Origin of the sequence: Enterobacter sp. AC1, assembly GCF_050434705.1 — a bacterium.
Classification (GTDB): domain Bacteria; phylum Pseudomonadota; class Gammaproteobacteria; order Enterobacterales; family Enterobacteriaceae; genus Enterobacter; species Enterobacter cloacae_L.
The window spans coordinates 93,897-118,298 of record NZ_JBNDIZ010000004.1 but is presented as its reverse complement, the minus strand read 5'-3'; the positions used below and the strand labels follow the sequence as shown (position 1 = coordinate 118,298).

Genomic DNA, 24,402 nt, shown 5'->3' with positions numbered 1-24,402 from the left:
CCTGTTATTTACCGCTGAGCGAGTTGTGGATCATGTCGAGCCAGTTCGGCACGGTCAGATGGAAGGATTCGATCATCTTCATGTCGAAGCCGCGGAAGAAGCCGCTCAGCACGAACAGCAGGACGATAGCCGCCATCATCACTTTGGTGACGTGGTTCCAGCCGCTCTCTTCCACGCCTTTACCGATCAGGATCCCCAGCACCAGGCCCGGTACGGCGTTGCCCATAATCAGCTGCGCTGCGCCGCCGAAAATGGTCGCCCAGAAGCCCGATTTTTTACCCGCGTCGATGGCCGCCAGCCAGAAGATCACCGGCATCACGGTGTTGACCAGCAGGTTTGCCGCCGGCACCAGCACCTTCACGGCGGTGACCTGAAGCGCAGCCGGCACGGAGGAGGCGGTAAGGTTAAGGAAGGTCACGACAATCATGCCGATCAGGCCGCAGGCAATCGCCATTTTGCGCGGGTCGTGCAGCGTTTCGCCGACGTTACGGTTTTTGATCATCAGTGCAGCAGCACCCCAGTTCGGGATGATGCGGTGGTCAACGTCCTGTGTGAAAGCCCCTGCGGCCACAGAAGAGGCCCAGGCGTTAAAGAAGAAACCTAACCCAAAGGAGAAGTGAGACGCTGGGTCCCCTTCGCAGGAGTTCAGTTCCCCCAACGTACGAAACGCGCCCATACCCTGAGTGGTAGGCGCATGAAACATGCGTGCAGCCCCGGCTCCGACACCGACGCCTACCAGACCGCCGATGATGAGCGATTTTATTAATATAATTAAGAACATCAGTCTGCCCTTTTATGAATAATCAGCGTTGCGTGACGAAATCCACCTGGTCAAGATTGATAGCGGTCACGTTGACGGTCACATCCAGCTCCACGCTGTAGGTGCGTCTTTCCCGGCGCAAAAAGAAGAACAGAAAGGCTTCTTTTCGCACCGCTTCTTGCGCCTGAACGACCTGCACATCCTGTGGCTCAATACGCAGTAAGATATGCGGTGAGGCTTTCATCACCGCGGCCTGAACGTGGTTGAGCGCGTCGGCAAAAGCGCGCGCTTTGGCGTCGCCTTTGCCCTTCACTCTCACCGTGGTTGTGAACTGTTCTTTCATGCTTATGCGCCGTATTTTTTCTGCCACGCCTGCACCAGACGCTCGCCCAGCTCTTCTTTATCCATAAAGCCAAAGCCCAGCACGTTGCAGCCTTCGTTGATGGCGGTCACGCCCTCTTCCACGGAACGCATGCCGTATTTCGCTTTGTAGCCATATTTGGTTTGCGCGGTGATAGCGCCCGCACCGCCGCTGCCGCAGAAGGAGATGCCGAAGGTGGCGTTTTCCGCTTTCATCACGTCACCGAGCTTCATATCGGCAGCCATACCCGGTACGACAACCGCGCGTCCACCTGCTTTTTCCACACCAGCGGCCACTTTCTGACCTTTGCCCAGGCGATCGCCAATCACGACTGTAATCTGTTCCATGTGTTGCTCCTTAAAGGTTGTCTTTCGCGACTTCAAAGTGAACGGAGAGCAGCCAGGCCTCTTCATCAGGAAGGTTGCCAAACTGCGCTACCACTTCACGTGCCAGCCGCATTGAATCCGGTGAAATTTCGTCGAACAGTTCCGCTTCAACCTCCGGCAGCGGCTCGCCGGTCACGGACCGGTGCGCCATTGCGCGAACGTGGGAGGTCAGCATCTGTTCCTGTACTGCATTGGGGATGATGTCGTGCCGGGCCAGCAGGGCATAAACCTGCTGCAGCATAGTGTTCGCGAGCTGCTCTGTTTGCACTGCCTGTTCCCCAACGTCGTTCATTACCGCTCCGTTAATCACTGGTCTTACCCCGTTAATGGCTCTGGAATAAAACTAACGTTGAGGGGGAAGGGTTTGTAGCGAGTTGTTTTCCACTTCGAAGTGGAAAGGCGAGCCGCAGCAGTGATCTGTGCCACATAAATGCGCTGAATCTGGATAAACCGCTGTATTTACGTGATGAATGTCACGCTATTAAGCGGCAATAAACAGGCAAGCAAAGTGGAAAAGTTTCCGAGCGGGCTCGTAGAAATGTGATGTGGATAAGGTTTTCTTATGGGAATTCGCTAGAGTGGCGACGGGTGCTTGAGACTGACCGTCTCAGGCATGAGACGGAAAGTGGAAAGCCCCTACCTGAATGTAAATCAGGACGGGGCTGTAAACGACACGTCTAGCCACGTGATGTTTGCTACCTCGCCCGCTTTAAAGCAAGGAGGCATCCATGAAACGCAGAAACCCAAGTATCGGGGTTTTGATGATTATTTCTTTGACAATAATCATCTTAACGCTGGTGACGAGGAAAACACTGTGCGAGATCCGTTTTCGAAACGGCTCACTTGAAGTGACAGCGCGGATGGAGTGTCGCTCCGACAGGTAGGGAGCAAAGATGCGGGGGCGCGTAATGCGCCTCCGCATACGGAGAAAGGACGTACAGCTCAGGCACCCAATTAACGATACTTTTTATGATAGGTGTTGCGCGTAGTCACAAACTGCTCGGCCGCCACCTGGGCTTCTTTCACTTTGCCTTCGTTGGCGAGCTTCAGCGCACCGTCGATCTGGCCGACCAGCACGTCAAAGCCGTGGCGGTAGTCTTTCATTTCGGCGCTGTCTGCCGCTTTGCTTTCCAGCTTCGGCGGGGTTGCTTTTTGCGCATCCAGCGCCGCTTCACGCATTTTGGTCAAGGCGTCTTTCATGTCCGCCGCATTGTCCGTTTTCTGCACTACCTTCAGGTTTTCACTGAGGATGTCCATGTTGTCTTCAAGATCGGCGGCAAACGCAGACGAACCAAGAACCAGCGTTGAAGCCGCGACGATCGCTAACAGATGTTTACGCATTGCTCACTTCCTTTTTTATTATTAACAAAACGCTATCTTTATTGACCCGCAATTTTCATTTCGGGCAGAAGAACGGAACCACACTGTATATTGCTACGTGTTTCAATATCGTTACCGACCGTAACGATGTTGCGCCACATGTCCTTCAGGTTGCCGGCAATCGTAATTTCGCTCACCGGATACTGGATTTCACCGTTTTCGACCCAGAAGCCCGCCGCGCCGCGCGAGTAGTCGCCGGTGATGCCGCTTACGCCTTGGCCCATCAGTTCCGTGACGACCAGGCCGGTGCCCATCTCTTTCAGCATCTGCTCAAAGTTGAGGCCCTGACCGGCAATGCGCCAGTTGTGGATGCCCCCCGCGTGACCGGTGCTTTTCAGCCCCAGCTTGCGCGCGGAGTAATTGGTCAGCAGCCACTGGGTCAGCACGCCGTCTTTGATGATATCGCGACGCTCGGTGCGCACGCCTTCGCTGTCGAACGGCGTGGAGGCCAGCCCTTTCAGCAGGTGCGGATGCTCTTCAATGGTCAGCCATTCCGGCAGGATCTGCTTGCCCAGCGAGTCGAGCAGGAAGGTCGATTTACGGTACACCGCTCCGCCTGCGATAGCGCCCACCAGATGACCAAACAGGCCGGTTGCCACTTCGTTGGCAAAAATGACCGGGGCCTTCATGGTGGAGAGCTTGCGCGGCGACAGACGAGACAGCGTGCGTTCGGCACACTCTTTACCCACCCACTCCGGAGACTGTAAATCCCCCAGCGCGCGGCCAATCGTGTAGGCGTAGTCGCGCTCCATGTCGCCGTTCTCTTCGGCGATGACGCAGCTGGAGAGCGAGTGGCGGGTGGAACAGTAGCCCTGCAGCATGCCGTGGCTGTTGCCGAAAACTTTAATGCCGTAGTGGCTGTTAAAGCTGCCGCCTTCGGTATTGGTGATGCGCTTGTCAGCCTGCAAAGACGCCTGCTCTGCGCGGGCAGCCAGTTCAATCGCTTCGTCCGGCGTAACCTCTGCCGGGTGGAACAGATCGAGATCCGGCGCGTCAAACGCCAGCAGATCTTTATCCGCCACGCCTGCGTAAGGATCCGGCGAGGTATAACGGGCGATATCCAGCGCCGCCTGCACCGTACGGGCGATGGCATCCGGACTGAGATCGGTGGATGACGCACTGCCTTTGCGATTCTGGTGATAGACCGTGATCCCCAGCGCGCCATCGCTGTTGAATTCAACATTCTCCACTTCGCCATAGCGGGTACTCACGCTAATGCCGGTGGTTTTGCTGACCGCTACTTCAGCGCCATCTGATTTTTCTGAAGCAAGCATCAGCGCGGTGGAGACGGCTTCTTCCAGAATCTTACGCTGCGCTTCAACTTGTGAGGTTACTTTCATCGCAAATGCCATACTGTAAGAGAGAGTTATCTGAAGTCTAACAGAGAACCGTTTTTCAGTGCGCGTCTTAACTGGTAACATTAGCCTCTTTTTTTAAGGAGCCTGACATGACTAAGCAGCCCGAAGACTGGCTCGACGACGTTCCCGGTGATGACATCGAAGACGAAGATGATGAGATCATCTGGGTCAGTAAAAGTGAAATTAAACGTGACGCCGAAGAGTTAAAACAGCTTGGCGCGGAAATGGTAGAACTGGGTAAAAACGCACTGGATAAGATCCCGCTCGACCAGGATCTGCGTGATGCCATTGAACTGGCACAGAAAATCAAAAAAGAAGGCCGTCGTCGCCAGCTTCAGCTTATCGGGAAAATGCTGCGTCAGCGCGACGTCGATCCGATCCGCCAGGCGCTGGACAAGCTGAAAAATCGCCACAACCAGCAGGTGGCGTTTTTCCATAAGCTTGAACAGATCCGCGATCGCCTGATTGAACAGGGTGATGACGCCGTACCGGAAGTGCTGAACCTGTGGCCGGATGCCGACCGCCAGCAGCTGCGTTCCTTGATCCGCAACGCGAAGAAAGAGAAAGAAGGGAATAAGCCGCCGAAGTCTGCGCGCCTGATTTTCCAGTATCTGCGCGAGCTGTCTGAGAACGACGAGTAATCCGTTCCCCTCACCCCGGCCCTCTCCCCGGAGGGGCGAGGGAGAAAAGAATGTAGGCCCGGTAAGCGCAAGCGCCACCGGGCTTTTTTTTACGCGTCGGCGGCCGCTTCCGCTTTTTTCGCCAGGCCGTCCAGCAGCTTCTGATGGATCCCACCAAAACCGCCGTTGCTCATCACCAGAATGTGATCGCCAGGCTGTGCGGCTTTCACGACCATATCCGCCAAGACATCCACATCCGCACTCCAGTGCGCAGGCTGAATGCAGGCATCGGCCACTTCGGCCACCTGCCACGGAATATGCTGCGGCTGCAGCAGGAAGACCTCATCGGCGCGTCCTAATGACGGCGCGAGATCGTCTTTGCAGATGCCCATCTTCATGGTGTTCGAGCGCGGCTCCAGCACCGCCAGAATGCGCGCGGTACCGCCGACTTTGCCGCGCAGGGCCGCAAGCGTCGCCAGAATCGCCGTTGGGTGGTGCGCGAAATCGTCGTACACCGTGACGCCGTGGGCTTCACCGCGCAGCTCCAGGCGGCGACGGGCATTGATGAACGAGCCCAGCGCATTCGCTGCATCCGCAGGCAGCACGCCCACGTGACGCGCCGCAGCAATGGCCATCAGGCCGTTGTGCATGTTGTGCTCGCCCACCAGGCCCCACTTCACCTCACCCACTTTTTCACCGTCGAGCAGCACTTCCCACTCGGAGGCATCGGCGTTGAGCTTCTTCGCCTGCCAGTGGCCCTGCTCGCCCACCAGCTCCTGCTCGCTCCAGCATCCCATCGCCATCGTCTGTTTCAGGTTGATGTCGTTTTCCGGCAGGATGATGCGTCCCTGGCCCGGCACGATGCGTACCAGGTGATGGAACTGCTTCTGAATGGCTTTCAGATCGTCAAAGATATCCGCATGGTCGAACTCAAGGTTGTTGAGGATCAGCGTCCGCGGGCAGTAATGGACGAATTTGGAGCGTTTGTCGAAGAACGCGCAGTCATACTCGTCGGCTTCGATAACGAAGAACGGGCTGTCTCCCAGGCGGGCAGAAACGTCAAAGTTGCCCGGTACGCCGCCGATCACAAAACCCGGCTTGTAGCCGCAGGCTTCGAGGATCCAGGTCGCCATCCCGGCAGTGGTCGTTTTGCCGTGCGTGCCGGCTACGGCAACTACCCAGCGGTCGCGCAGCACGAAATCATGCAGCCACTGCGGGCCGGACATGAACGGAATATTGCGTTCCAGTACCGCCTCGACGCACGGATTACCGCGGGTCATGGCGTTGCCAATGATCACCAGATCCGGCTCGGGATCCAGCTGGCTGGCATCGTAGCCCTGAATTAAAGAGATGCCCTGCTTTTCCAGAAGCGTGCTCATTGGCGGATACACATTGGCGTCCGAACCTGTCACTTCGTGGCCCAGCGAGCGCGCCAGCATTGCCAGTCCGCCCATGAAAGTGCCACAAATCCCCAATATATGAATGCGCATACGTCACTATCCTTCTTCAATGTGGCGCACATTTTACTCACATGTCAGCGGGTGTGAAACGCATTTCAGGAAAATCCGTATCCTGCTGGCGCGATTCACCTCTGCGCTACTATTTGAATGTTTGTTAAGATTGTTGGGCTTTAGTCGTTTTAGTGAACATAAATCGCTCTACTCACAAAGATGCAGGGAAAGTGTTATGAAAACGTTAGGTGAATTTATTGTCGAAAAGCAGCACGAGTTCTCTCATGCTACCGGTGAGCTCACTGCTTTGCTGTCGGCAATAAAGCTGGGCGCTAAGATCATCCATCGTGATATCAACAAGGCCGGTCTGGTCGATATCCTGGGTGCCAGCGGTGCCGAGAACGTTCAGGGCGAGGTTCAGCAGAAACTCGATCTGTTCGCAAATGAAAAACTGAAAGCTGCACTGCGCGCGCGCGACATCGTTGCGGGTATCGCCTCCGAAGAAGAAGATGAGATTGTTGTTTTCGAAGGGTGCGAACACGCGAAATACGTTGTGCTGATGGATCCGCTCGACGGCTCCTCAAACATCGACGTTAACGTTTCTGTCGGTACCATTTTCTCCATCTACCGCCGCGTCACGCCTGTTGGCACGCCGGTGACCGAAGAAGATTTCCTGCAGCCGGGCATTAATCAGGTGGCTGCCGGTTACGTCGTTTATGGCTCTTCCACCATGCTGGTGTACACCACCGGGTGCGGGGTTCACGCCTTTACGTACGATCCTTCACTGGGCGTTTTCTGTCTGAGCCAGGAACGCATGCGCTTCCCGGAGAAGGGCAACACCTACTCCATCAACGAAGGCAACTACATCCGCTTCCCGAACGGCGTGAAGAAGTACATCAAATTCTGCCAGGAAGAAGATAAAGCGACGCAGCGCCCTTACACCTCCCGCTATATTGGCTCTCTGGTCGCGGATTTCCACCGTAACCTGCTGAAAGGCGGTATCTACCTCTATCCAAGCACCGCAAGCCACCCGGACGGGAAGCTGCGCCTGCTGTACGAATGCAACCCGATGGCGTTCCTCGCCGAGCAGGCGGGCGGCAAGGCGAGCGACGGTAAAGAGCGTATTCTGGATATCGTGCCGGAAAGCCTTCACCAGCGCCGTTCATTCTTCGTCGGCAACAACCATATGGTTGAAGACGTTGAACGTTTTATCCGTGAGTACCCGGACGCGTAATACCTTTCTTCAGGGGAGCCGTTCTGGCTCCCCTGGTCATTTATATATTTTACCGTATAAGTGTTTATAAAAAACACGCTTTAATATTCACCACTGCTCCTGCATTATTTCCATAACAGTTTGACAGATATTCCCTGGAGCAGAACCGCTATGAAAAATTATTCTCGTGCTACTACCGGTATTGATTTAAATCTTATCCCTGTTTTTATTGAAATCGTCCGCTGCGGCAGCATGGCAAAAGCCTCTGTGCGCCTCGATATGTCACGCCCGGCGGTGAGTCTGGCCCTGAAGCGTTTTAATCAGCTGTTTGAAGAGCCGTTATTTTTCCGCAAGGGTTTATATCTTGAGCCGACTGAAAAAGCGTTAGCCTTAACCCGTTCTCTGGAAATATTAATGGGCGATATTCACGATAATATTGCGGCAGTTAATTCCGCGAAAAATAAAGCCCCGGTACAGAACGGTCCGGGGCTGGGGAATATTATGCCGCGGTCTGAGACGTCACTTTGAATGATGACATGGCTTCTATCAGCTGACGCGACTGCTCCTCAAGGGAGCGGGTCGCGGCGGAGGATTGCTGCACCAGCGCCGCATTCTGCTGCGCGGTTTCGTCCATCTGGTTTACCGCAATATTCACCTGCTCAATGCCGCGGCTCTGCTCCTGGGACGCGGTCGCAATCTCGCGCATCAGTTTAGTCATGCGCAGCACTTCTGTTGCGATCTCATCCATCGTTTCGCCAGCCTGCTGGGCCAGCTCGCTGCCCTCGTTAACGTGGGTCTGCGAATCGCTGATAAGCGAACGGATCTCTTTCGCCGCGTCGGCGCTGCGGCTGGCGAGGTTTCGCACTTCGCCGGCGACGACGGCAAACCCGCGCCCCTGCTCGCCCGCGCGCGCCGCTTCCACGGAGGCGTTAAGCGCCAGAATATTGGTCTGGAAGGCAATGCCGTCAATCACGCTCAGGATGTCGGCGATGCGCGCCGAGCTGCCGGAGATATCGCGCATTTTTTCAATCACGTAGCAGACCATTTCGCTGCCGTGATCGGCCGTGTCGGACACTGACTTCGCCAGCTGGTGCGCCTGCTCGGCGTTATCGGCGTTGAGTTTCACCGTGGCGGTGATCTGTTCCATGCTGGCCGCCGTCTGCTCCAGCGAGGTGGCGGTAGATTCCGTACGCTCGGCGAGATCCCGGTTCCCCGCCGTCAGCTCGCGGCTGCCGGTGTCAATTTGCGAGCTGGCATCACGCACCCGCAGAACCGAGTTCATCAGCGACTGGCGCATCTCCTCTATCGCCGCGTTGAGACGGTTAAACTCCTGACTCGCTGGCGCATTCAGGGTATGGGTTAAATCGCCCGCCGCCACATTCTCCAGTTGAGCGATCGACGCCGAGAGCGGCTTGAGCAGCATGTGGCGCAGCACCAGCCAGGCCAGCACGATAATGCCTGCCGTCAGCAGCGCCGCAACGATAATCAGGATCAGCACGCGGGTTTTACTCGCCTGCACGGCACTCACTTCCGCCTGACCCCGCGCTTCGCTCCATTTCTGAAACGCCTGCATATCGTTATCAAACTGCTTCGCCACCGGGATCAGCGCGTTTTCCAGCAGATCGTAATAGCTGTCCGCGCTCTGGTCATTCAGGGTTTTCAGCATCGGATTGATCCCCTGCTGGTTATACGTCGCCAGGCTCGCCGCGACTTTATCAAGAAGCTGCTGCCCCTGCCTGTCGGCCACGCCGCCGTCGATCACGCCTTTGAGCGTTTTCTGGGCCAGGGCCACTTCCTGATTGATGTTTTTTACCGATTTGGATGCATCGTCCAGCAGACCAATTTCCATCATTCGGACGGCCTGGCCCGCCTCGTTGCGCGCGCGCAGGATCAGCGTATAGCCAGAATTAAGCTGCACCATCTGCTCACCCTGAAGGTGGTTGATGCGCTGAAGCGAAGAAGAACTCTGTGTGAGGGCATAGATGCCAATGCCGCTGACAATCAGCAGCAGAAGGGTCATAACGGCCAGTAAAGAGAGCAAGCCGGTACGAATCGATAGCGTTTTAAGCATGATATTATTTCCGGTAGCGAGATATTTCTGGGCATAAAAAAAGAGTATCGGCCGCTACCGGAAAATGTTTAGAGTTTAAGCAATTTCAGGATGTTATCGCTCTGTTACTGATGTATCCACGCGCGTAACGGGTGAGCTTTGACGGTTCTCCCAGAGCACCGTCAGACCGCGCTGCAGGGCAATAAAAATAAACAGCAAAATGCCGATGGCGATCTTCGTCCACCACGAGCTGAGCGTGCCGTCAAAGTTGATATAGGTTTGTATCAGCCCCTGGATCGCCACGCCGAACAGCGTCCCCAGGACCGTACCCACCCCGCCGCTGAGCAGCGTGCCGCCGATAACCACAGAAGCAATCGCATCCAGCTCCACGCCAACGCCCGCCAGCGCGTAACCGGCCTGGGTATACACAGAGAAGACAATTCCCGCCAGCGTCGCCAGCCCGGTCGACAGCATATAGATGCGGATAGTGGTGCTGCGGGTGGAGATCCCCATCAGGTTGGCCGACGTGGCGTTACCGCCAATGGCGTATACCTGGTTGCCAAACCGGGTACGGTGGGCAAGGAAGATGCCAATGACCACCACGCCCAGCATCAGCAGCCCCATCGCGCTCAGGCGGCCGCCGCCGGGGATTTTCCAGGCCAGGCTGGAGAGCGTGTCGTAGATGGGGTGGTTAATCGGAATCGACTCTTCCGACACCAGATAACTCACCCCGCGCAGGAAGAACATCCCGGCGAGGGTGATGATAAAGGCTGGAATTTTCAGCGCGTCGATCAGCAACCCCATAAAGGCACCAAACGCGCAGCCCATCGCCAGCACCAGCGGGAAAGCCACCAGAGGAGAGATCCCCCAGAAGCCGATCGCTTTCGCGAGGAACACGCCGGTGAAGGCGATCACCGAGCCGACGGAGAGATCGATCCCGCCGGAGAGGATCACAAACGTCATGCCGACGGCGATAATGCCTAAAAAGGCGTTATCGGTCAGGATATTGCAAATCACGCGCGTCGAGGCAAACCCCGGGAACTGGGTCAGGCAGTAGAGATACCCCAGCACAAACACGCCCAGCGTGATCATTAGCGGTAAATTACGTTTTATCATGGCCACGGATCCCCTTAACGATGCTGACAAAGCGCGGTGACTGGACGATCAGCACGCAGAGCACGACCACCGCTTTCACCACCTGATTGAGTTCCGGCTGAAAACCGGAGAGCAGGATCCCGGTGTTCATTCCCTGAATGATCAGCGCGCCAATCACCGAGAGCAGCAGGTTAAAGCGCCCGCCCATCAGCGACCCGCCGCCGATCACCACCGCCAGGATTGCGTCCAGTTCCAGCCAGAGTCCCGCGTTGTTTGCGTCGGCCCCGCGGATATCCGCCGCGACGATGACCCCGGCGATGGCGGCGCACACGCCGCTCAGCACGTAGGTCAGCATCACCATCAAGCGGGTGTTGACCCCGGCGTTGCGCGCGGCGCGGATGTTGATCCCCACCGCTTCAATAAACATGCCGAGCGCCGTTTTGCGGGTAAAGAGCCAAAAGATAACCAGCGTCACGAGGGCAATAATCACCGGCGTCGGGAAGAACAGAAGGTTGCCGCTACCGAGCCACGCCAGGCTCGGCGAGTTGAAGGTGACAATCTGGCCGGAGGTAATGAGCTGCGCCACGCCGCGCCCGGCCACCATTAAAATCAGGGTAGCGACAAAGGGCTGAATTTTCAGCACCGCCACCAGAATGCCGTTCCATAATCCTGCCAGCACGCCGGTGCCTAAGGCCGCCAGCAGAACGACCGGCAGGCTATGCCCGGCCACGGTCATTGAGGCTGCCGTGGCCCCCGCGATGGCCATCACCGCACCGACGGAGAGGTCAATTCCGCCGGTAGCAATGACCAGCGTCATCCCGATGGCCAGCAGCGCCACGGGTGCGGCACGGTTTAAAATATCGATCGGACTGCCAAACAGGCGGCCATCCTGCACGATGATCTGGAAGAAATGCGGTGCGACCAGGCTATCCACCAGCAGCACCACCAGCAGCGCCGCGATTTGCGGCGTGCCGGTTGGCCAGCTGAAGCGGCGCTTTGTCTCACCGGTTTGCGAAAGCGAACGGGGCATCACGATTCACTCCTTATGCCGCGATGGCATTCATGATTGCCGGAACGGACAGCTTATCCAGCGGGATCTCTGCCACCTGTTTGCGATCGCGCATGATAATGACGCGATCGGCATACCCCACCAGCTCTTCCAGCTCGGATGAAATGACCAGCAGCGCCAGCCCGTCCGCACACAGCGTTTCGATAAGGCGGATAATTTCGGCGTGCGCCCCCACGTCTATGCCGCGGGTCGGTTCGTCGAGGATCAGGAACTGGGGTTTGGTCAGTAGCCAGCGTGACAGCAGCACTTTCTGCTGGTTACCGCCGGAGAGAAATTCAATCGGCTGTTCCGCGCTCGGGGTGCGGATGCCGAGCTGGCGGATAAAGCGCTCGGCAATAGCGTTCTGCTCTTTGCGTGGGATCGGCCGTAGCCAGCCGCGCTGGGCCTGCAGGGCAAGAATGATGTTTTCCCGCACCGAGGCTGCGGCAATAATGCCATCCGTTTTCCTGTCTTCCGGGCAGAAGCCCACTCCGAGGCACGAGGCCTGATGCGGCGATCGCAGAGTTTGCGGTTTGCCCTTGATCAGCGCGCTGCCGCTGTCCGCAGGCTTGATCCCGAAGATCACCTCGGCGGTTTCGGTTCGCCCAGAGCCTAACAGGCCCGCCAGACCGACAATTTCGCCCGGGCGGACTTCCAGGTTAAACGGCGAGATCACCCCTTTTTTGCCGTAATCGCTGAAGGCGGCGACCGGTTTATCGCTCAGCAGCGTGCGGCCCGCGCGCTGAAGGGCGTTGGTGTCGAGTTCACGGCCCAGCATCATTTTCACCAGCTCGATCTGCGGCAGCTCGCGGGTTTCGCGGCAGCCGACAAAGCTGCCGTTGCGCAGCACCGTAATGCGATCGCTCACCTCATACACCTGATCGAGGAAGTGCGTCACGAAGATCAGGCTGACGCCCCGATCGCGCAGCTGGCGCATCAGGGTAAAGAGCATCTCCACTTCCTGGGTATCGAGGCTGGCGGTGGGTTCGTCGAGGATAAGCACCTTTGCCGAGAGATCGATCGCGCGGCAAATCGCGACAATCTGCTGCATGGCGACGGAAAAGCGGTTCAGCGGCTCGCGAACGTCAAGAGAGAAGCCGTAAGATTCCATCAGCGCTGTCGCCCGCGCCTCCATCTCTTTGCGGCGCAGCAGGCCAAAACGTCGTGGCTCGCGGCCAATAAACAGGTTATCCGCCACCGACATATTGGGCAGCAGGTTCACTTCCTGGTACACCGTCCCGATCCCCAGTTCCTGGGCATGGGCGGTATTTTTTGGCGAAATGGCGTTGTCTTCCAGCCAGATGGTGCCGCGATCGGCGTGATAAACGCCAGTGAGGGATTTAATCAGCGTCGATTTCCCCGCACCGTTTTCCCCCAGCAGCGCCATAATCTCACCGCGCCGCAGGCTGAAATCAACGTTATCCAGCGCTTTTACGCCGGGGAAGAATTTACTCAAGCCCTCTGTGCGGAGGATTTCCTGGTGTTGTTCAGTGGTCATGGTTTTCCCCCTCACCCTGACCCTCTCCCCGGAGGGGAGAGGGGACTGTTCGTGCCAATTATTAATATCCAGCTCCGCCCTGCCTTTCCCCCTCTCCCCTCCGGGGAGAGGGCTGGGGTGAGGGGCGAGGGCTTAGTAGCCCATATTTTTCTTCTTCTCTAACTCTTCTTTCGCCGTATCCGGCAGGTAGAGCGTGGATTTGGTGACCGTCACCTTCTCAGGCATCGTGCCGTCTTTCTTGAATTTCTCCAACGCATCGAATGCCGGGCCAGCCATGTTTGGCGTGAGTTCCACGCTGGCGTTGGCTTCGCCGTCGATCATCGCTTTGTAGATATCAGGCACGCCGTCGATAGAGCCGGTCAGGATATCTTTGCCCGGCTTTAGGCCCGCTTCTTTAATCGCCTGAATCGCACCGATTACCATGTCATCGTTATGGGCGTAAACCATGCAGATGTTTTTGCCGTTGTTTTCAGCCTTGATGAAGCTCTCCATGACCTCTTTACCTTTGCTACGCGTAAAGTCGCCGGACTGAGAGCGGATTATCTTGATGTTTGGCGCTTTGGCGATGGCCTCGGCAAAGCCTTTTTTACGGTCGATGGCCACGCTCGCGCCGACGGTGCCCTGCAGCTCAACGACGTTACACGGCTTGCCGTCGACCTGCTTCACCAGCCAGTCGCCAATCAACTGCCCTTCAAGCACGTTGTTGGCGGTGACGGTGGTCATATAGAGGGATTTGTCTTTGACGTCGATGGAACGGTCGAGCAGGAAGACCGGGATCTCAGCGTCTTTCGCTTCCTTCAGGACGGGTTCCCAGCCGGTCGCCACGACGGGTGCAATAAAGATGGCATCCACGCCCTGGGCGATAAAGGAGCGTACGGCTTTGATCTGGTTCTCTTGTTTTTGCTGACCATCGGCGATTTTCAGGGTGATGCCGCGTTTCTGGGCCTCGCTTTTCGCCACGTTGGTTTCTGCCGCTCGCCAGCCAGATTCAGAGCCGACTTGCGAAAAACCTACGGTTAAGGGGGCGGCCATCGCCATAGACGACATGGCTGCCGAAACTGCTGTGACCAGGAGTAAGCGCTTCCACATATGAACGTCCTCGTAGGGTGAGTTATTGTTGGTTAAAAGATGTTCTGCGGAATGACTATAGCCGATGAAATATGTAACGAATTGCGTTACATCACACTTCAGAAAAGTGAATAAAACGTTAATCACAAGTTTGTAATCGCTTTCATTTCTTCATGAAAAATGCGGCTGAGTTTATGGATTTTCCTGTCATGGAATCGGTCTGAAAAGTGGTAACAACGTGGAGAATAGGCGAAAACAGGCGGAGACATTCAGCGCGAGTTGGCTATAATACCTGCCACTTGTTTACCATCCATTTTAAAGGACACCGACATGAGCTTACTCAACGTCCCAGCGGGTAAAGAACTGCCAGAAGACATCTACGTAGTTATCGAAATCCCGGCTAACGCAGATCCGATCAAATACGAAGTGGACAAAGAGAGCGGCGCCCTGTTCGTAGACCGTTTCATGTCTACCGCGATGTTCTATCCGTGCAACTATGGTTACATCAACCACACCCTGTCTCTGGACGGTGACCCGGTTGACGTGCTGGTCCCAACGCCATACCCACTGGAGCCAGGCTCCGTCATTCGCTGCCGTCCAGTTGGCGTGCTGAAAATGACCGACGAATCCGGTGAAGATGCGAAGCTGGTTGCGGTACCGCACACCAAGCTGAGCAAAGAATACGATCACATCAAAGATGTGAACGACCTGCCAGAACTGCTGAAAGCGCAGATCACTCACTTCTTCGAGCACTACAAAGACCTCGAAAAAGGCAAGTGGGTTAAAGTTGACGGCTGGGACAACGCAGAAGCGGCGAAAGCAGAAATCATCGCCTCTTTCGAACGTGCTGCGAAGAAGTAATTCTTACTGCCGATCGATAAAGCCCCGCTGGTCGGGGCTTTTTTGTGTCCGGAGAGTAGCGCCACCCGGCAAGAGGCACAAAAAAACAACGCCACCGTGAGGTGGCGTTGTTTTTTTTTCAGTACTGGTCTCTGTCTAACCAGTTACCGCTTACAATCCGCGTTAACCCTTCGACCGGACGCTGGTAGACGTACATCCACGCACTTCCGTACGGCGTCTGGATCAACTGGCGCGCGTATTCACCGCCCCTGGTGCGCAAGGCATCAAGTTCGGCAAGCGTCGCGTTATCAATACGATAAACCTCACCCTGTACCGTTCCCTCCCCGGGAACCGCGCCTGGATAGTGGCCCAGGCTGTACAACTGGTAGTTCTCGATATTGTAATTCCCCAGCAGCAGGGCATTGGTCATCCAGTGACTGTTGCCTTGCCTGGTTCTTAAACTGCCGTAGACAAATATTCGCATTGCTAAAACTCAAACTGATAGAGCAGATCAAGTGCCTGGTCTATGCCGGACACTGCTTCCAGATATAGCTTAGGCATCAGGCGATAGCGTAACGTGAGTGTTGCCAGTGAGTCAAAGATCCCCACACCATATTTCACCTGCAGACCCGGCAGTACATAGCCGCTGACCACCACCTGCGAGGAGTCACCCACGCCCTGGGTGTCCAGCGCCAGATTGCTTACGCCGAACGTCTCGCCGATTTTACCCACAACCTGCCCACTTTGTGCAACCCCCAGACCCACTAACATCGAGGTCATCGCCGCACTGTCGCTCTGACCGCTGTCCAGACCTTGTCCTCGCAGCAGATAAGAGAGGGCTTCCTGCTGCGACATCGCCGGGTCAGAGAAGATCTCCGCCTTCGGTTCGTCGGCGGAGCCGGTGACGCGGACGCCCGCGATAACGTCGTTTTCCGTTGCTTCCGGGTTACGAATCGCTTCGATGTTCAGCAAAGGCTGATCCGGTGGACCGGAGAACAGCAGCTCGCCTTTGCGGACAATCAGATCCTGGCCATAGGCGTGGAAGCGCCCTTCAGGAATATTGATTTGCCCGTTCAGGCCAAGCCCTTGTTTATCCTGCGCCACTTTCAGGTCGCCCGTGAGCCGTGCCTTCAGCCCAAACGCATCCAGCCGCACGTTATTCCCCACGTGCACGATAAGGTTACTATTAATCGGTATGCCTGCGCTCTTCTGTTCGACAGGTTTCAGATTTTCATTGAGCATCACTTCATCGCTTGAGACGCCAACCGCACTTTCCGGCACGTCGTGGACCACGATGCGCGCCCACGGCACGTCGACGCGTCCGTCAAGCGTAAAGAGGCTTGGCGTGGCTTCAAAGACCACATCTGGCGAGACGTCCAGGCGCACCATTGGCGGTACGGTGATGCGCACCCTACTGCCTTTCGCGGCAATGCGGGCGCGCCAGTTATCGAGCTGGCTCCAGTCCGCGTCGCCGCTGAGGTTGATTTGTCCCTGCTGCGTTAATACCGAGCCGCTCAGCGTCGAGCTCATGCCGTTGAAGTTCATCGCGATCTGGCTGGGCTGCATATCAAACGGCATAAAGTTGCCGTCAATATCCACGCCGCTGAGCCGCATCTGACCGAACAGCTGCGGGCTTTGCGCGTTGCCGGCCAGGCGCAGGTTAGCGTTGAGCATGCCCTCTGCTTTTTCCCCGCGGGCAAAAATCGGGTTCACCATCGCCAGGTTGAAGTTACGGATATTCACGTTGCCGCCCAGATTACGCCGTCCCTGCGGGTCGGTAATCTGTACCTGTCCATCCAGCTGACCGTTGTTGGTCAGACGGATAAGCCACCCCAGCTCCGCGCGGTTGTTATGCAGGTCCGCGCTCAGGTTCAGGGTGTCGAATGCTACCGGCAGCGGCGCATCGTTGACCTCCTGGGTCACCTTCACGTTACGCCCGGAAAGGGTGACGCTGCCCTGCGGCAGCCCCTCTTTCGTGGTGTCCCAGGCGACATCGGCCTTCCCGCTGAAGACGCCGCTGGCCTGCGTGGTATCCGGCATAAACGGCTTCAGCATCGCCAGATCGAAGCGATTGAGGTTGATCTGCGCGCGCCCTTCCGCTCCCGCATCGATGGTCTGCGGCACGCACAGTTCCGCATTCGGGTTGGTCCAGCAGTGTGGCCCAATGCTGATCTTCTGCTCGGCGTTGCGGTAGTCCAGCGCGATGGAGCGTGACAGCGCCAGCGGCCCAACCGGGGTGTTGAAGCGGGTGTTGTCCAGCGTCCCTTTCCAGCGTTCTTCCTTGCGATCGAAGCTGCCGGTCAGGTGAAGCTGGCCGGAGACCGGCTCGCCCTGCACGCGCAGCTGGAGGTCGTGCTGCTTCTCGTTCCCTTTGGCGTCCAGGGTGACCAGGTTAATGTTGACGTCCGGCTGAGAAATACGCTCCACGCGCAGGTTCAGGTTACCGCCGATCTGATCGGTGGATTTTACATCCCCTTCAACGCGAACGCGGGCAACGCTAAGCTCCTGCCAGCGCAGGTTGTTGGCGGTGATATCCGCCAGCAGCTGCGGCGCGTCGACCGTGCCGCGCACTTTCACTAACCCTTTCGCCGTGCCGCCAAGGCCCGGCAGGGCGTTATCCAGGCTCGGCGCGTCAATGGAGGCATCCAGATTGAGATCTTTCACCCCCAGCTCGCCTTTGATATCCGCCGTGTTGCGGCCCAGCGCCACGTGCAGCCCCGGGATGATCCACTGCAGATAGCTGTTGCCTTTCAACGAGCCTTCAACGTTTACCTTGTTCTGCTTCACGTTCCCGGTGAGCTTGATTTCCGGCACGTCCATCTGCCACGTGCCGCCGTACAGGCTGCCGCGGGTTTTGATCAGGCCATCCAGTTTTGACGGCCAGTCCGGCACCTCTTTGGCGGTGTTAATGCCCGTCAGCTTAAGCTCGCCGCGCCAGCTGATCGCCTGCTGCCAGTCGAGCAACGCGGTCAGCTCGGTTTTACCTTCCAGCGCCGCGACGGTCAGCTTGTCGAGGTTGACCTGCTGTTCGTTGCCCTTCGCATCCAGCGTGATGGTTGCAGGCGGCACGCCCTGCCCCTTCACCGCGGTGCGGAACGAGAGCGTGTAATCGGTCATCTTGCCGCTCAGCTTCAGCTTCAGGTCATCGGCCTGGAACTGCTTTTCGCCGGTGAACGGCCAGTAAAGCTGCTTGCTGACAACCTCAAGATTAAGCGGCAGCCCGGCCTCCGCCAGCTGGGTTTGCGCGCGCAGGACCATGTCCACCGGGCCGGAGAGATTCACGCCGACGTCCAGCTTATCGCGCAGCGCCCCGCCCACTTTGACCTTCACCTTTTCGCCTTTCAGCGGATCGATGTTGAGCGCGCTGTTCAGCGTGATATCCACCGGCCAGCTGTCGCGCAGCAGGGCATTCCCTGACGCGTTAACCGAGCCCTGGTTAGTGTCGATATCCAGCGCGTCGAGCTTCATATTGCCGTCAATGCTGCTGACCTTCAGCAGCATGGTATAGACCGTCAGATCGGTATCGCCGGTCAGGCGCAGCTGCTCGCCTTTGAATTCCTCAATGTTGAGGTTCAGCGGCAGATGAACGTCGGTCATCTCCGGCAGGACAGGCTTCGAGAAGAGATCTTTCAGCGTTTCGCCCAGCGGCTTTTCTTCCGGCTGCGGGTTCTGGATCTTCGGTTCGACGATCTCTTCCTGCGCCACGTCCGCCACTTTCGGCAGCGCGATGAGTAAACCCTGCAGCGACGTAGGCGTCAGGGTCAGGTTTTTCTCCTGCCAGCGCAGGCCGGAGGTGAAATCCATCACCGACACGGTGGTGTCGTCGATTTTGATATTAACGTTATCCAGCGCCACCCGATAAAGCGCGATCGGGTACGGCGTGGAGAGATTCAGCGGGCCGCTGTCCTCTTCTTCAACCGGCGCAGACTTCGGCATTTTTTTCGAATCTATCGCCACGTTGACATCTTTTAGCGACAGATCGTTAACGCAGAGCTTGCTGTCGCGCAGGCATCCCAGCTTCACCGCGAGGTGAAACTCCCCGGCGTTCACCGCCACGCCCGGCTGCTCATAGCGGATGTTCTTCAGGCGCAGGTCGCGCCAGCCGCCCGTCACCTGGCCGATTTCCAGCCCGGGCACCCAGCGGTTCGCGGCGTTAAACAGCAGATGCAGCCCGGTCGTCGTTCCCACCAGAAACGCCACCGTACCGAGCAGCAGCACGATAAAAATCAGCACCCCGAGGCTTATCTTCTTCCATAAACTCATAATTCAGGCCCCAGACCGATGTAAAACTGTAATCCGTGTTCGTCTTTGTCGCCCACCGGGACGGCGAAATCGAGCTTGATGGGCCCGACGGGTGACTGCCAGCGCACGCCTACGCCCGCGCCGGTTTTGAAATCGCTGCGGCGGATATCGTTTACCGCCTCACCGCCGTCAACGAACATCGCTCCCCACCACTTGCCGCTGACGTTGTACTGATACTCCAGCGAGCCGGTCGCCAGTTTGGATGCCCCGGTCAGCTGGCCTTTTTCGTTTTCCGGTGAGATCGATTTGAACTTATAGCCGCGAATGCTGCGGTCGCCCCCGGCGAAGAAGCGCAGATCCGGCGGAACGCGCTCGAAGTCTCCCGTCTCAATCCAGCCGAGATTACCGCGCATCACAAAGCGGTGTTTGTCGTACAGCGTGCGGATCCAGACGTTTTGCGCCTGAAAGACCGAGAAGTCCACGTCGGAGCCCCAGGCGGTGTTGGAATAATCGATGGAGTAGCGCTGTGAGTCGCCCCAGGTCGGCATCAGGCCCCCGCGCGAGCGGGTGCGGCTGATCATCACGCCCGGATAAAGCAGCATGGTGGTATTAGTGACGTTGGCCTGGGTAAAGTGGTCGAGGCTCCAGCGCAGGTTAATGGCGCGCTGCCAACCGCTTGAAAGATCCCAGAAACGCGATACGGCAAGCGTCGTTGAGTCCTGCTCGGTGTCGTTCAGGTCGGTGCGCTTAAAGCCGCCCTGCAGAAGGTAATACTGCTCAAGCGGATTTTTCAGCAGCGGCATTTTGTAGCTGAAATCAAGCTGCTGCTCGGGCGCAGAGAGGCTCAGGCTGGTGGTCAGGCTGTGGCCGTAAGAGTTCATCCACGGTTTTTTCCACGAGGTTTTCACGCGTGGACCAACATCTGTCGAATAGCCTACACCGGTCTCAATGGTGTTCTCGGTGCGCGGCGAAACAACGCCATGCAACGGCAACACCTTGGTTTTGCGAGACTTATCAAATTCCGGTGCGACAATCACGGAGTTAAACCAGCCGGTGGCGGAGAGGCGGCGGTTCAGCTCTCCCAGGTCGCTCGACTGGTAGTAATCCCCTTTTTTGAAGGGGACGAGGTTTTGCAGGTACTCTTCACGAATTTGCGACCCTTCAAACGTCACGTCACCAAAGCGGTAGCGCTCCCCGCTGTCGTAGTCGATATCCCAGAAGGCCTGACGTCGTTCCAGCGACACGCCAAGCTGGCTTTTGTTGAACTGGCTGTCGAAATAGCCTTTACGCAGCGCGACGCTGGTTAAGGATTTTTTAAAATGATCGTAATCGCCGTGATTCAGAACGGTGCCAATTTTTGGACGTGTACTCAGCAGATCGAGGTAATCCCGATCCGTGCGCGCACCGCCGCGCAGCACCACGTTGGTGCCGCCAATCAATACCGGCTCGCCCGGCGAAACGCGGGCAATAAGCACCTGTCGTCCTTTTTTCGGCGGCGGACGGAGGTCAAAATCAATGGTGGGTTCGTAATAACCCAGCGCTTTAAGCCCTTCACGGATCGCGTCATCCACGCGCGCGCGAAAACGCCGGTCCGGCGTCACCTCATCGCTCTGGATGGTCGATAGCTGCGCCCGCACGTTTTTTTGTAGCGCCCCGGATAACCCCTCAACCTGCAAACGGACATTCGCCGCGCTGGCAATCCCGCTTGTCAGCAATACACTGACTAAACATAACTGGCGGATTTTTGTCACGTTTTCTCCTGAATATCCCTGTTTCCACCCTGGAAGCAAATGAAGTGCCGCTCCGCGGCAAAATACGGCCCGTTGGCCAAAAACCCGAATCGCGGGTTGAAAATGGGTGTAACACCCAAATATTTCTTATGATTAAATCTAGACTCATTCAGCGCATTTATTGTGTTCAATTAAACGCTTCGTGACAACCTTAACTGAAACATCGCACCCCGGGAGGCCCCATCGTGAGTTTATTCGACAAAAAGCATCTGGTTTCACAAGCCGATGCATTACCGGGACGCAACACCCCTATGCCTGTGGCGACCTTACACGCCGTCAATAACCATTCAATGACCAACGTTCCAGAAGGGATGGAAATCGCCCTGTTCGCGATGGGCTGCTTCTGGGGCGTTGAACGCCTCTTCTGGCAGCTGCCCGGCGTTTACAGCACGGCGGCCGGCTACACCGGCGGTTACACGCCTAATCCAACCTACCGCGAAGTTTGCTCCGGGGAGACCGGCCATGCGGAAGCGGTTCGCGTGGTTTATGACCCTGCGGTGATTAGCTACGAGCAGCTCCTGCAGGTCTTCTGGGAAAATCACGACCCGGCGCAGGGCATGCGTCAGGGCAACGATCACGGCACCCAGTACCGCTCGGCCATTTATCCGCTGACGCCGGAGCAGGACGCCGCCGCGCGCGCCAGCCTTGAGCGTTTCCAGCAGGCCATGCGTGAAGCGGGCGATACGCGCGAGGTGACCACGGAAATCGCGTCCGCGAAACCGTTCTACTATGCCGAGGACGATCACCAGCAGTATCTGCATAAAAACCCCTATGGCTACTGCGGTATCGGGGGCATCGGCGTCTGCCTGCCGCCGCAGCTGGCGTAATTACTGGTCCAGCGCCACGCGAGCCGCGTGGCGCGTAGCGTTACTGACCGAGCCGTAGTCCATCACTTTGCCCTGCAGCAGCAGGTTAAAGACCGGTGCCTGCGGTCGGTTGAGCCGCGTTTGCAGCAGGTGAACGGCCTCAATGCCCAACTCGCGGCAGGGCACCGTAACGCCCGTGATCGGTCTTTCCAGACGGTGCGCTAAATTCCAGGCAAAATCGGTCGTGATGAGCGAAATGTCTTCCGGAATGCGCAGCCCGTGGCGCGTTAACGCCCTGACCACGCCTTCCGTCATGCTGGTACTGTTCGGGAAAATCACCTCCGGCCACTGGGATCTGTCATGACTCATCAGCCACGCGTCCAGCGCCCGCTCGGCCTCGTCTGCCGTAAACCACTCCGTCACTAATAGATCGCGCTGGGGATCAAAGGCGACGTGAAAATGGCGGTATGCCTCCTTGATGCCGTCCAGACGCGCGTAGAGCGTATCCCGGCGCAGGCAGGTGAGCGTGAGCACCCGGCGATGCCCCTGCTCAAAAAGGTACTGCATGGCGGTGAAACCAATCGCCCGGTGGTCGGGCGACACGGAATCCAGCACCCGATCCCGGTCAACGGAGTTAATCAATACGCAGGGCTTATTCAGCGTGCTCGCCAGTTTAAATATGGTGGAATCATCAGTCCCAATAATGATTATCGCGTTGATATTCTTATGACTGGCCTTTTCCATAAATAATTTCACATCGGCGTGCTGCTCTTCTAATCCACAGCAGCTGACCCACACGTTGTGCGGCGCGCAGGCTTCAGCAATACCTTTGGTCACTTCCAGATAAAAAATGTCCCCACGTCCCTGAAAGGTTCTTTCCGGGGCAAAGACCGCGATGCCGTTAATCAGCAGCCGCCCGCTTGCCATCGACTCAAGCACACCCAGCTTTCGCGCGGTACGTACAATCGCTTCTCGGGCTTTCTCGCTGGTGTATGACTTGCCGCTCAGGACCCGCGAAACGGTGCTGACGGAATAGCCCGTAAGCGCCGCGATCTCCTCCATTTTTAACCTTCCCGACATAGTGTGACCTCGCTCTCAATCAGTTTTTGCAAATATTTGCAGAAACAGCACGTTGATTTTAAAACCAAATTTCAGGAAGCCTGGAGATTACTTAACCACCCTGCGAGTATTCTCACAAAAACACATTGTCGCTGCCGCTCCCCTTTCCTATTTTCCGGTCATCACTCATTTCAACTGAAATTAAGGTGTGACATGGAGAAGGTACGTTTTGGCATTATTGGAATAGGTAATATCGGTACGGTCCACGCGCGTTATTTACTGGCAGGTACGGTCAGCGACGCCTGCCTGGCGGCGGTTTGCGATAATGCACTGGAAAAACACCCGGCCATTCGCCAGCTGGTCGGCACTCTCCCCCTTTTCAGCGACGCGCAGGAGATGCTCCAGAGCGGGCTTATCGACGCGGTGATTGTCGCGACTCCCCACTACGACCATCCGCGCCTGTCGATGCTGGCAATGCGCCACGGCATCCACACCCTGTGTGAAAAACCAGCGGGCGTGTATACCGCCCAGGTTCAGGAGATGAACGCCTGTGCCCAGGCGTGCGACGTGGTGTTCGGCATCATGTACAACCAGCGCCCGAACCCGCTCTACCGGAAGGTGAAAGATCTGATCGACAGCGGCGAGCTGGGCGAGATCCGCCGCTCCAACTGGATCATCACCAACTGGTATCGATCGCAGAGCTACTACAACTCCGGCGGCTGGCGCGCCACCTGGAAAGGAGAAGGCGGCGGCGTACTGCTCAACCAGGACCCGCATCAGCTCGATCTCTGGCAGTGGCTGGTCGGCATGCCGGTTCGCCTGCGCGCGTTTTGCCAGTTCGGCAAGCATCGCGATATCGAAGTGGAGGACGAGGTCACCGCCTATGCCGAGTACGCCAGCGGTGCGACGGGCGTGTTTATTACAACCGTGGCGGAAACGCCGGGGACCAACCGGCTGGAAATCGTCGGCGATCGCGGCAAGGTGGTCGTCGAAGAGGGGAAACTGCGCTACTGGCGGCTGCGTGAGTCCGAAACTGACTTCAACGCCCGCTGGCAAAACGGTTTTGGTGAACCCGAATGCTGGGAGGTCACGCTTCCCGTCGCCCCGGAGTGCAGCGAACACCACGTCATTACCGCCAATTTCTGTGCCGCCATCCTGCGCGGCGAACCGCTCATTGCACCGGGCCTGGAAGGGATCAATGGGCTGACGCTCTCCAACGCCATGCACCTCTCTACCTGGACCGATGACTGGGTCGAACTCCCGCTCAACGAGAAACAGTATCTGCGCCTGCTTCAGCAGCGCATCAGCACCTCAGTGGCTAAAGAGACAGCCAGCGTCACGCTGGATGCCTCCGGCACCTGGTAACTCCGGAGAAGA

Annotated in this window: 23 protein-coding genes; 7 read left to right on the top strand and 16 right to left on the bottom strand. The window is 57.2% G+C overall.

Translation table 11 applies throughout. From position 1 onward, the window contains the following. Positions 1 to 4 precede the first annotated feature (4 nt). Genes M2433_RS13745 through M2433_RS13730 form a run of 4 tightly spaced genes read right to left on the bottom strand, consistent with a single transcriptional unit; the run spans position 5 to position 1,817 of the window. Positions 5 to 781, bottom strand: a complete 777-nt coding sequence (locus M2433_RS13745) for a DUF4311 domain-containing protein (RefSeq protein ID WP_024907277.1) — start codon at positions 779 to 781, stop codon at positions 5 to 7. Between the two features lie 22 nt (positions 782 to 803). Beyond that, the gene (locus M2433_RS13740) at positions 804 to 1,103 is read right to left on the bottom strand and encodes a DUF4312 family protein (protein ID WP_006810338.1); all 300 of its coding nucleotides are present in this window, start codon (positions 1,101 to 1,103) and stop codon (positions 804 to 806) included. 2 nt (positions 1,104 to 1,105) lie between these two features. Then, positions 1,106 to 1,468: an SFCGS family glycine-rich protein gene (locus M2433_RS13735; protein WP_023293430.1), complete on the bottom strand. Its 363-nt coding sequence runs from the start codon at positions 1,466 to 1,468 to the stop codon at positions 1,106 to 1,108. A gap of 10 nt (positions 1,469 to 1,478) precedes the next feature. Next, complete coding sequence (locus M2433_RS13730; RefSeq protein WP_088208733.1) at positions 1,479 to 1,817, bottom strand: glycine dehydrogenase; 339 nt, start codon at positions 1,815 to 1,817, stop codon at positions 1,479 to 1,481. A 418-nt stretch (positions 1,818 to 2,235) separates the two neighbouring features. Between M2433_RS13730 and M2433_RS13725 the strand changes: the two genes are divergently transcribed. Further along, positions 2,236 to 2,391: a Hok/Gef family protein gene (locus M2433_RS13725; protein ID WP_059311894.1), complete on the top strand. Its 156-nt coding sequence runs from the start codon at positions 2,236 to 2,238 to the stop codon at positions 2,389 to 2,391. Positions 2,392 to 2,461: 70 nt separating this feature from the next. Here the strand turns inward: M2433_RS13725 and cybC are convergent, their stop codons facing one another. Further along, positions 2,462 to 2,848 carry a cytochrome b562 gene (cybC, locus tag M2433_RS13720; RefSeq protein WP_429054822.1) on the bottom strand — a complete coding sequence of 129 codons (387 nt, stop codon included), beginning with the start codon at positions 2,846 to 2,848 and terminating at the stop codon, positions 2,462 to 2,464. Positions 2,849 to 2,886: 38 nt separating this feature from the next. Then, a complete protein-coding gene (pmbA, locus tag M2433_RS13715; RefSeq protein ID WP_429054821.1) occupies positions 2,887 to 4,239 on the bottom strand; it encodes a metalloprotease PmbA in 1,353 nt (450 codons plus the stop codon). 95 nt (positions 4,240 to 4,334) lie between these two features. Here pmbA and yjgA point away from each other — a divergent pair, with 95 nt between their 5' ends. Further along, positions 4,335 to 4,886, top strand: a complete 552-nt coding sequence (gene yjgA / locus M2433_RS13710; protein ID WP_042713463.1) for a ribosome biogenesis factor YjgA — start codon at positions 4,335 to 4,337, stop codon at positions 4,884 to 4,886. Between the two features lie 89 nt (positions 4,887 to 4,975). On the opposite strand, the gene mpl is transcribed toward yjgA, so the two are convergent. After that, positions 4,976 to 6,355 carry a UDP-N-acetylmuramate:L-alanyl-gamma-D-glutamyl-meso-diaminopimelate ligase gene (gene mpl, locus M2433_RS13705; RefSeq protein ID WP_429054819.1) on the bottom strand — a complete coding sequence of 460 codons (1,380 nt, stop codon included), beginning with the start codon at positions 6,353 to 6,355 and terminating at the stop codon, positions 4,976 to 4,978. Positions 6,356 to 6,551: 196 nt separating this feature from the next. Here mpl and fbp point away from each other — a divergent pair, with 196 nt between their 5' ends. Next, the gene (fbp, locus tag M2433_RS13700; protein ID WP_023310178.1) at positions 6,552 to 7,550 is read left to right on the top strand and encodes a class 1 fructose-bisphosphatase; all 999 of its coding nucleotides are present in this window, start codon (positions 6,552 to 6,554) and stop codon (positions 7,548 to 7,550) included. Between the two features lie 150 nt (positions 7,551 to 7,700). Continuing rightward, the gene (locus tag M2433_RS13695) at positions 7,701 to 8,057 is read left to right on the top strand and encodes a helix-turn-helix domain-containing protein (protein WP_429055075.1); all 357 of its coding nucleotides are present in this window, start codon (positions 7,701 to 7,703) and stop codon (positions 8,055 to 8,057) included. Here the strand turns inward: M2433_RS13695 and M2433_RS13690 are convergent. The 5 genes from M2433_RS13690 to ytfQ all read right to left on the bottom strand — a co-directional run bounded on the left by M2433_RS13690 (position 8,029) and on the right by ytfQ (position 14,309). Continuing rightward, the gene (locus M2433_RS13690) at positions 8,029 to 9,600 is read right to left on the bottom strand and encodes a methyl-accepting chemotaxis protein (RefSeq protein WP_429054817.1); all 1,572 of its coding nucleotides are present in this window, start codon (positions 9,598 to 9,600) and stop codon (positions 8,029 to 8,031) included. The two genes, M2433_RS13695 and M2433_RS13690, sit on opposite strands and share 29 nt — an antisense overlap. Before the next feature lie 93 nt (positions 9,601 to 9,693). Further along, on the bottom strand, positions 9,694 to 10,695 hold the full coding sequence (gene yjfF / locus M2433_RS13685) for a galactofuranose ABC transporter, permease protein YjfF (RefSeq protein ID WP_429054816.1): 1,002 nt from the start codon (positions 10,693 to 10,695) through the stop codon (positions 9,694 to 9,696). Next, complete coding sequence (ytfT, locus tag M2433_RS13680; protein ID WP_429054814.1) at positions 10,682 to 11,707, bottom strand: galactofuranose ABC transporter, ATP-binding protein YtfT; 1,026 nt, start codon at positions 11,705 to 11,707, stop codon at positions 10,682 to 10,684. Before ytfT ends, yjfF begins: the two co-directional genes overlap by 14 nt. Positions 11,708 to 11,717: 10 nt before the next feature. Then, positions 11,718 to 13,220 (bottom strand): galactofuranose ABC transporter, ATP-binding protein YtfR, encoded by a 1,503-nt coding sequence (ytfR, locus tag M2433_RS13675; RefSeq protein WP_429054812.1) that lies wholly within the window; start codon positions 13,218 to 13,220, stop codon positions 11,718 to 11,720. 132 nt (positions 13,221 to 13,352) lie between these two features. After that, the gene (ytfQ, locus tag M2433_RS13670) at positions 13,353 to 14,309 is read right to left on the bottom strand and encodes a galactofuranose ABC transporter substrate-binding protein YtfQ (RefSeq protein WP_014882271.1); all 957 of its coding nucleotides are present in this window, start codon (positions 14,307 to 14,309) and stop codon (positions 13,353 to 13,355) included. A 309-nt stretch (positions 14,310 to 14,618) separates the two neighbouring features. Between ytfQ and ppa the strand changes: the two genes are divergently transcribed. Next, on the top strand, positions 14,619 to 15,149 hold the full coding sequence (gene ppa, locus M2433_RS13665; RefSeq protein WP_010427397.1) for an inorganic diphosphatase: 531 nt from the start codon (positions 14,619 to 14,621) through the stop codon (positions 15,147 to 15,149). 118 nt (positions 15,150 to 15,267) lie between these two features. Here ppa and M2433_RS13660 read toward each other — a convergent pair whose 3' ends face one another. The 3 genes from M2433_RS13660 to tamA are packed head-to-tail and all read right to left on the bottom strand — an operon-like array spanning position 15,268 to position 21,121. Further along, entirely contained in the window at positions 15,268 to 15,612 is a 345-nt protein-coding gene (locus M2433_RS13660; RefSeq protein ID WP_024907288.1) for a gamma-glutamylcyclotransferase family protein, read from the bottom strand. 2 nt (positions 15,613 to 15,614) lie between these two features. After that, a complete protein-coding gene (gene tamB, locus M2433_RS13655) occupies positions 15,615 to 19,391 on the bottom strand; it encodes an autotransporter assembly complex protein TamB (protein WP_429054809.1) in 3,777 nt (1,258 codons plus the stop codon). Beyond that, a complete protein-coding gene (gene tamA / locus M2433_RS13650; RefSeq protein WP_429054807.1) occupies positions 19,388 to 21,121 on the bottom strand; it encodes an autotransporter assembly complex protein TamA in 1,734 nt (577 codons plus the stop codon). The genes tamB and tamA overlap by 4 nt, the downstream gene beginning before the upstream one ends. Before the next feature lie 224 nt (positions 21,122 to 21,345). Here tamA and msrA point away from each other — a divergent pair, with 224 nt between their 5' ends. Further along, the gene (msrA, locus tag M2433_RS13645) at positions 21,346 to 21,987 is read left to right on the top strand and encodes a peptide-methionine (S)-S-oxide reductase MsrA (protein WP_429054806.1); all 642 of its coding nucleotides are present in this window, start codon (positions 21,346 to 21,348) and stop codon (positions 21,985 to 21,987) included. Here msrA and M2433_RS13640 read toward each other — a convergent pair whose 3' ends face one another. Continuing rightward, positions 21,988 to 23,046 (bottom strand): LacI family DNA-binding transcriptional regulator, encoded by a 1,059-nt coding sequence (locus M2433_RS13640; RefSeq protein ID WP_047346156.1) that lies wholly within the window; start codon positions 23,044 to 23,046, stop codon positions 21,988 to 21,990. It lies immediately after the preceding gene. Positions 23,047 to 23,238: 192 nt separating this feature from the next. Here M2433_RS13640 and M2433_RS13635 point away from each other — a divergent pair, with 192 nt between their 5' ends. Beyond that, on the top strand, positions 23,239 to 24,390 hold the full coding sequence (locus tag M2433_RS13635) for a Gfo/Idh/MocA family protein (RefSeq protein WP_429054805.1): 1,152 nt from the start codon (positions 23,239 to 23,241) through the stop codon (positions 24,388 to 24,390). The last annotated feature ends 12 nt before the right edge of the window (positions 24,391 to 24,402 follow it).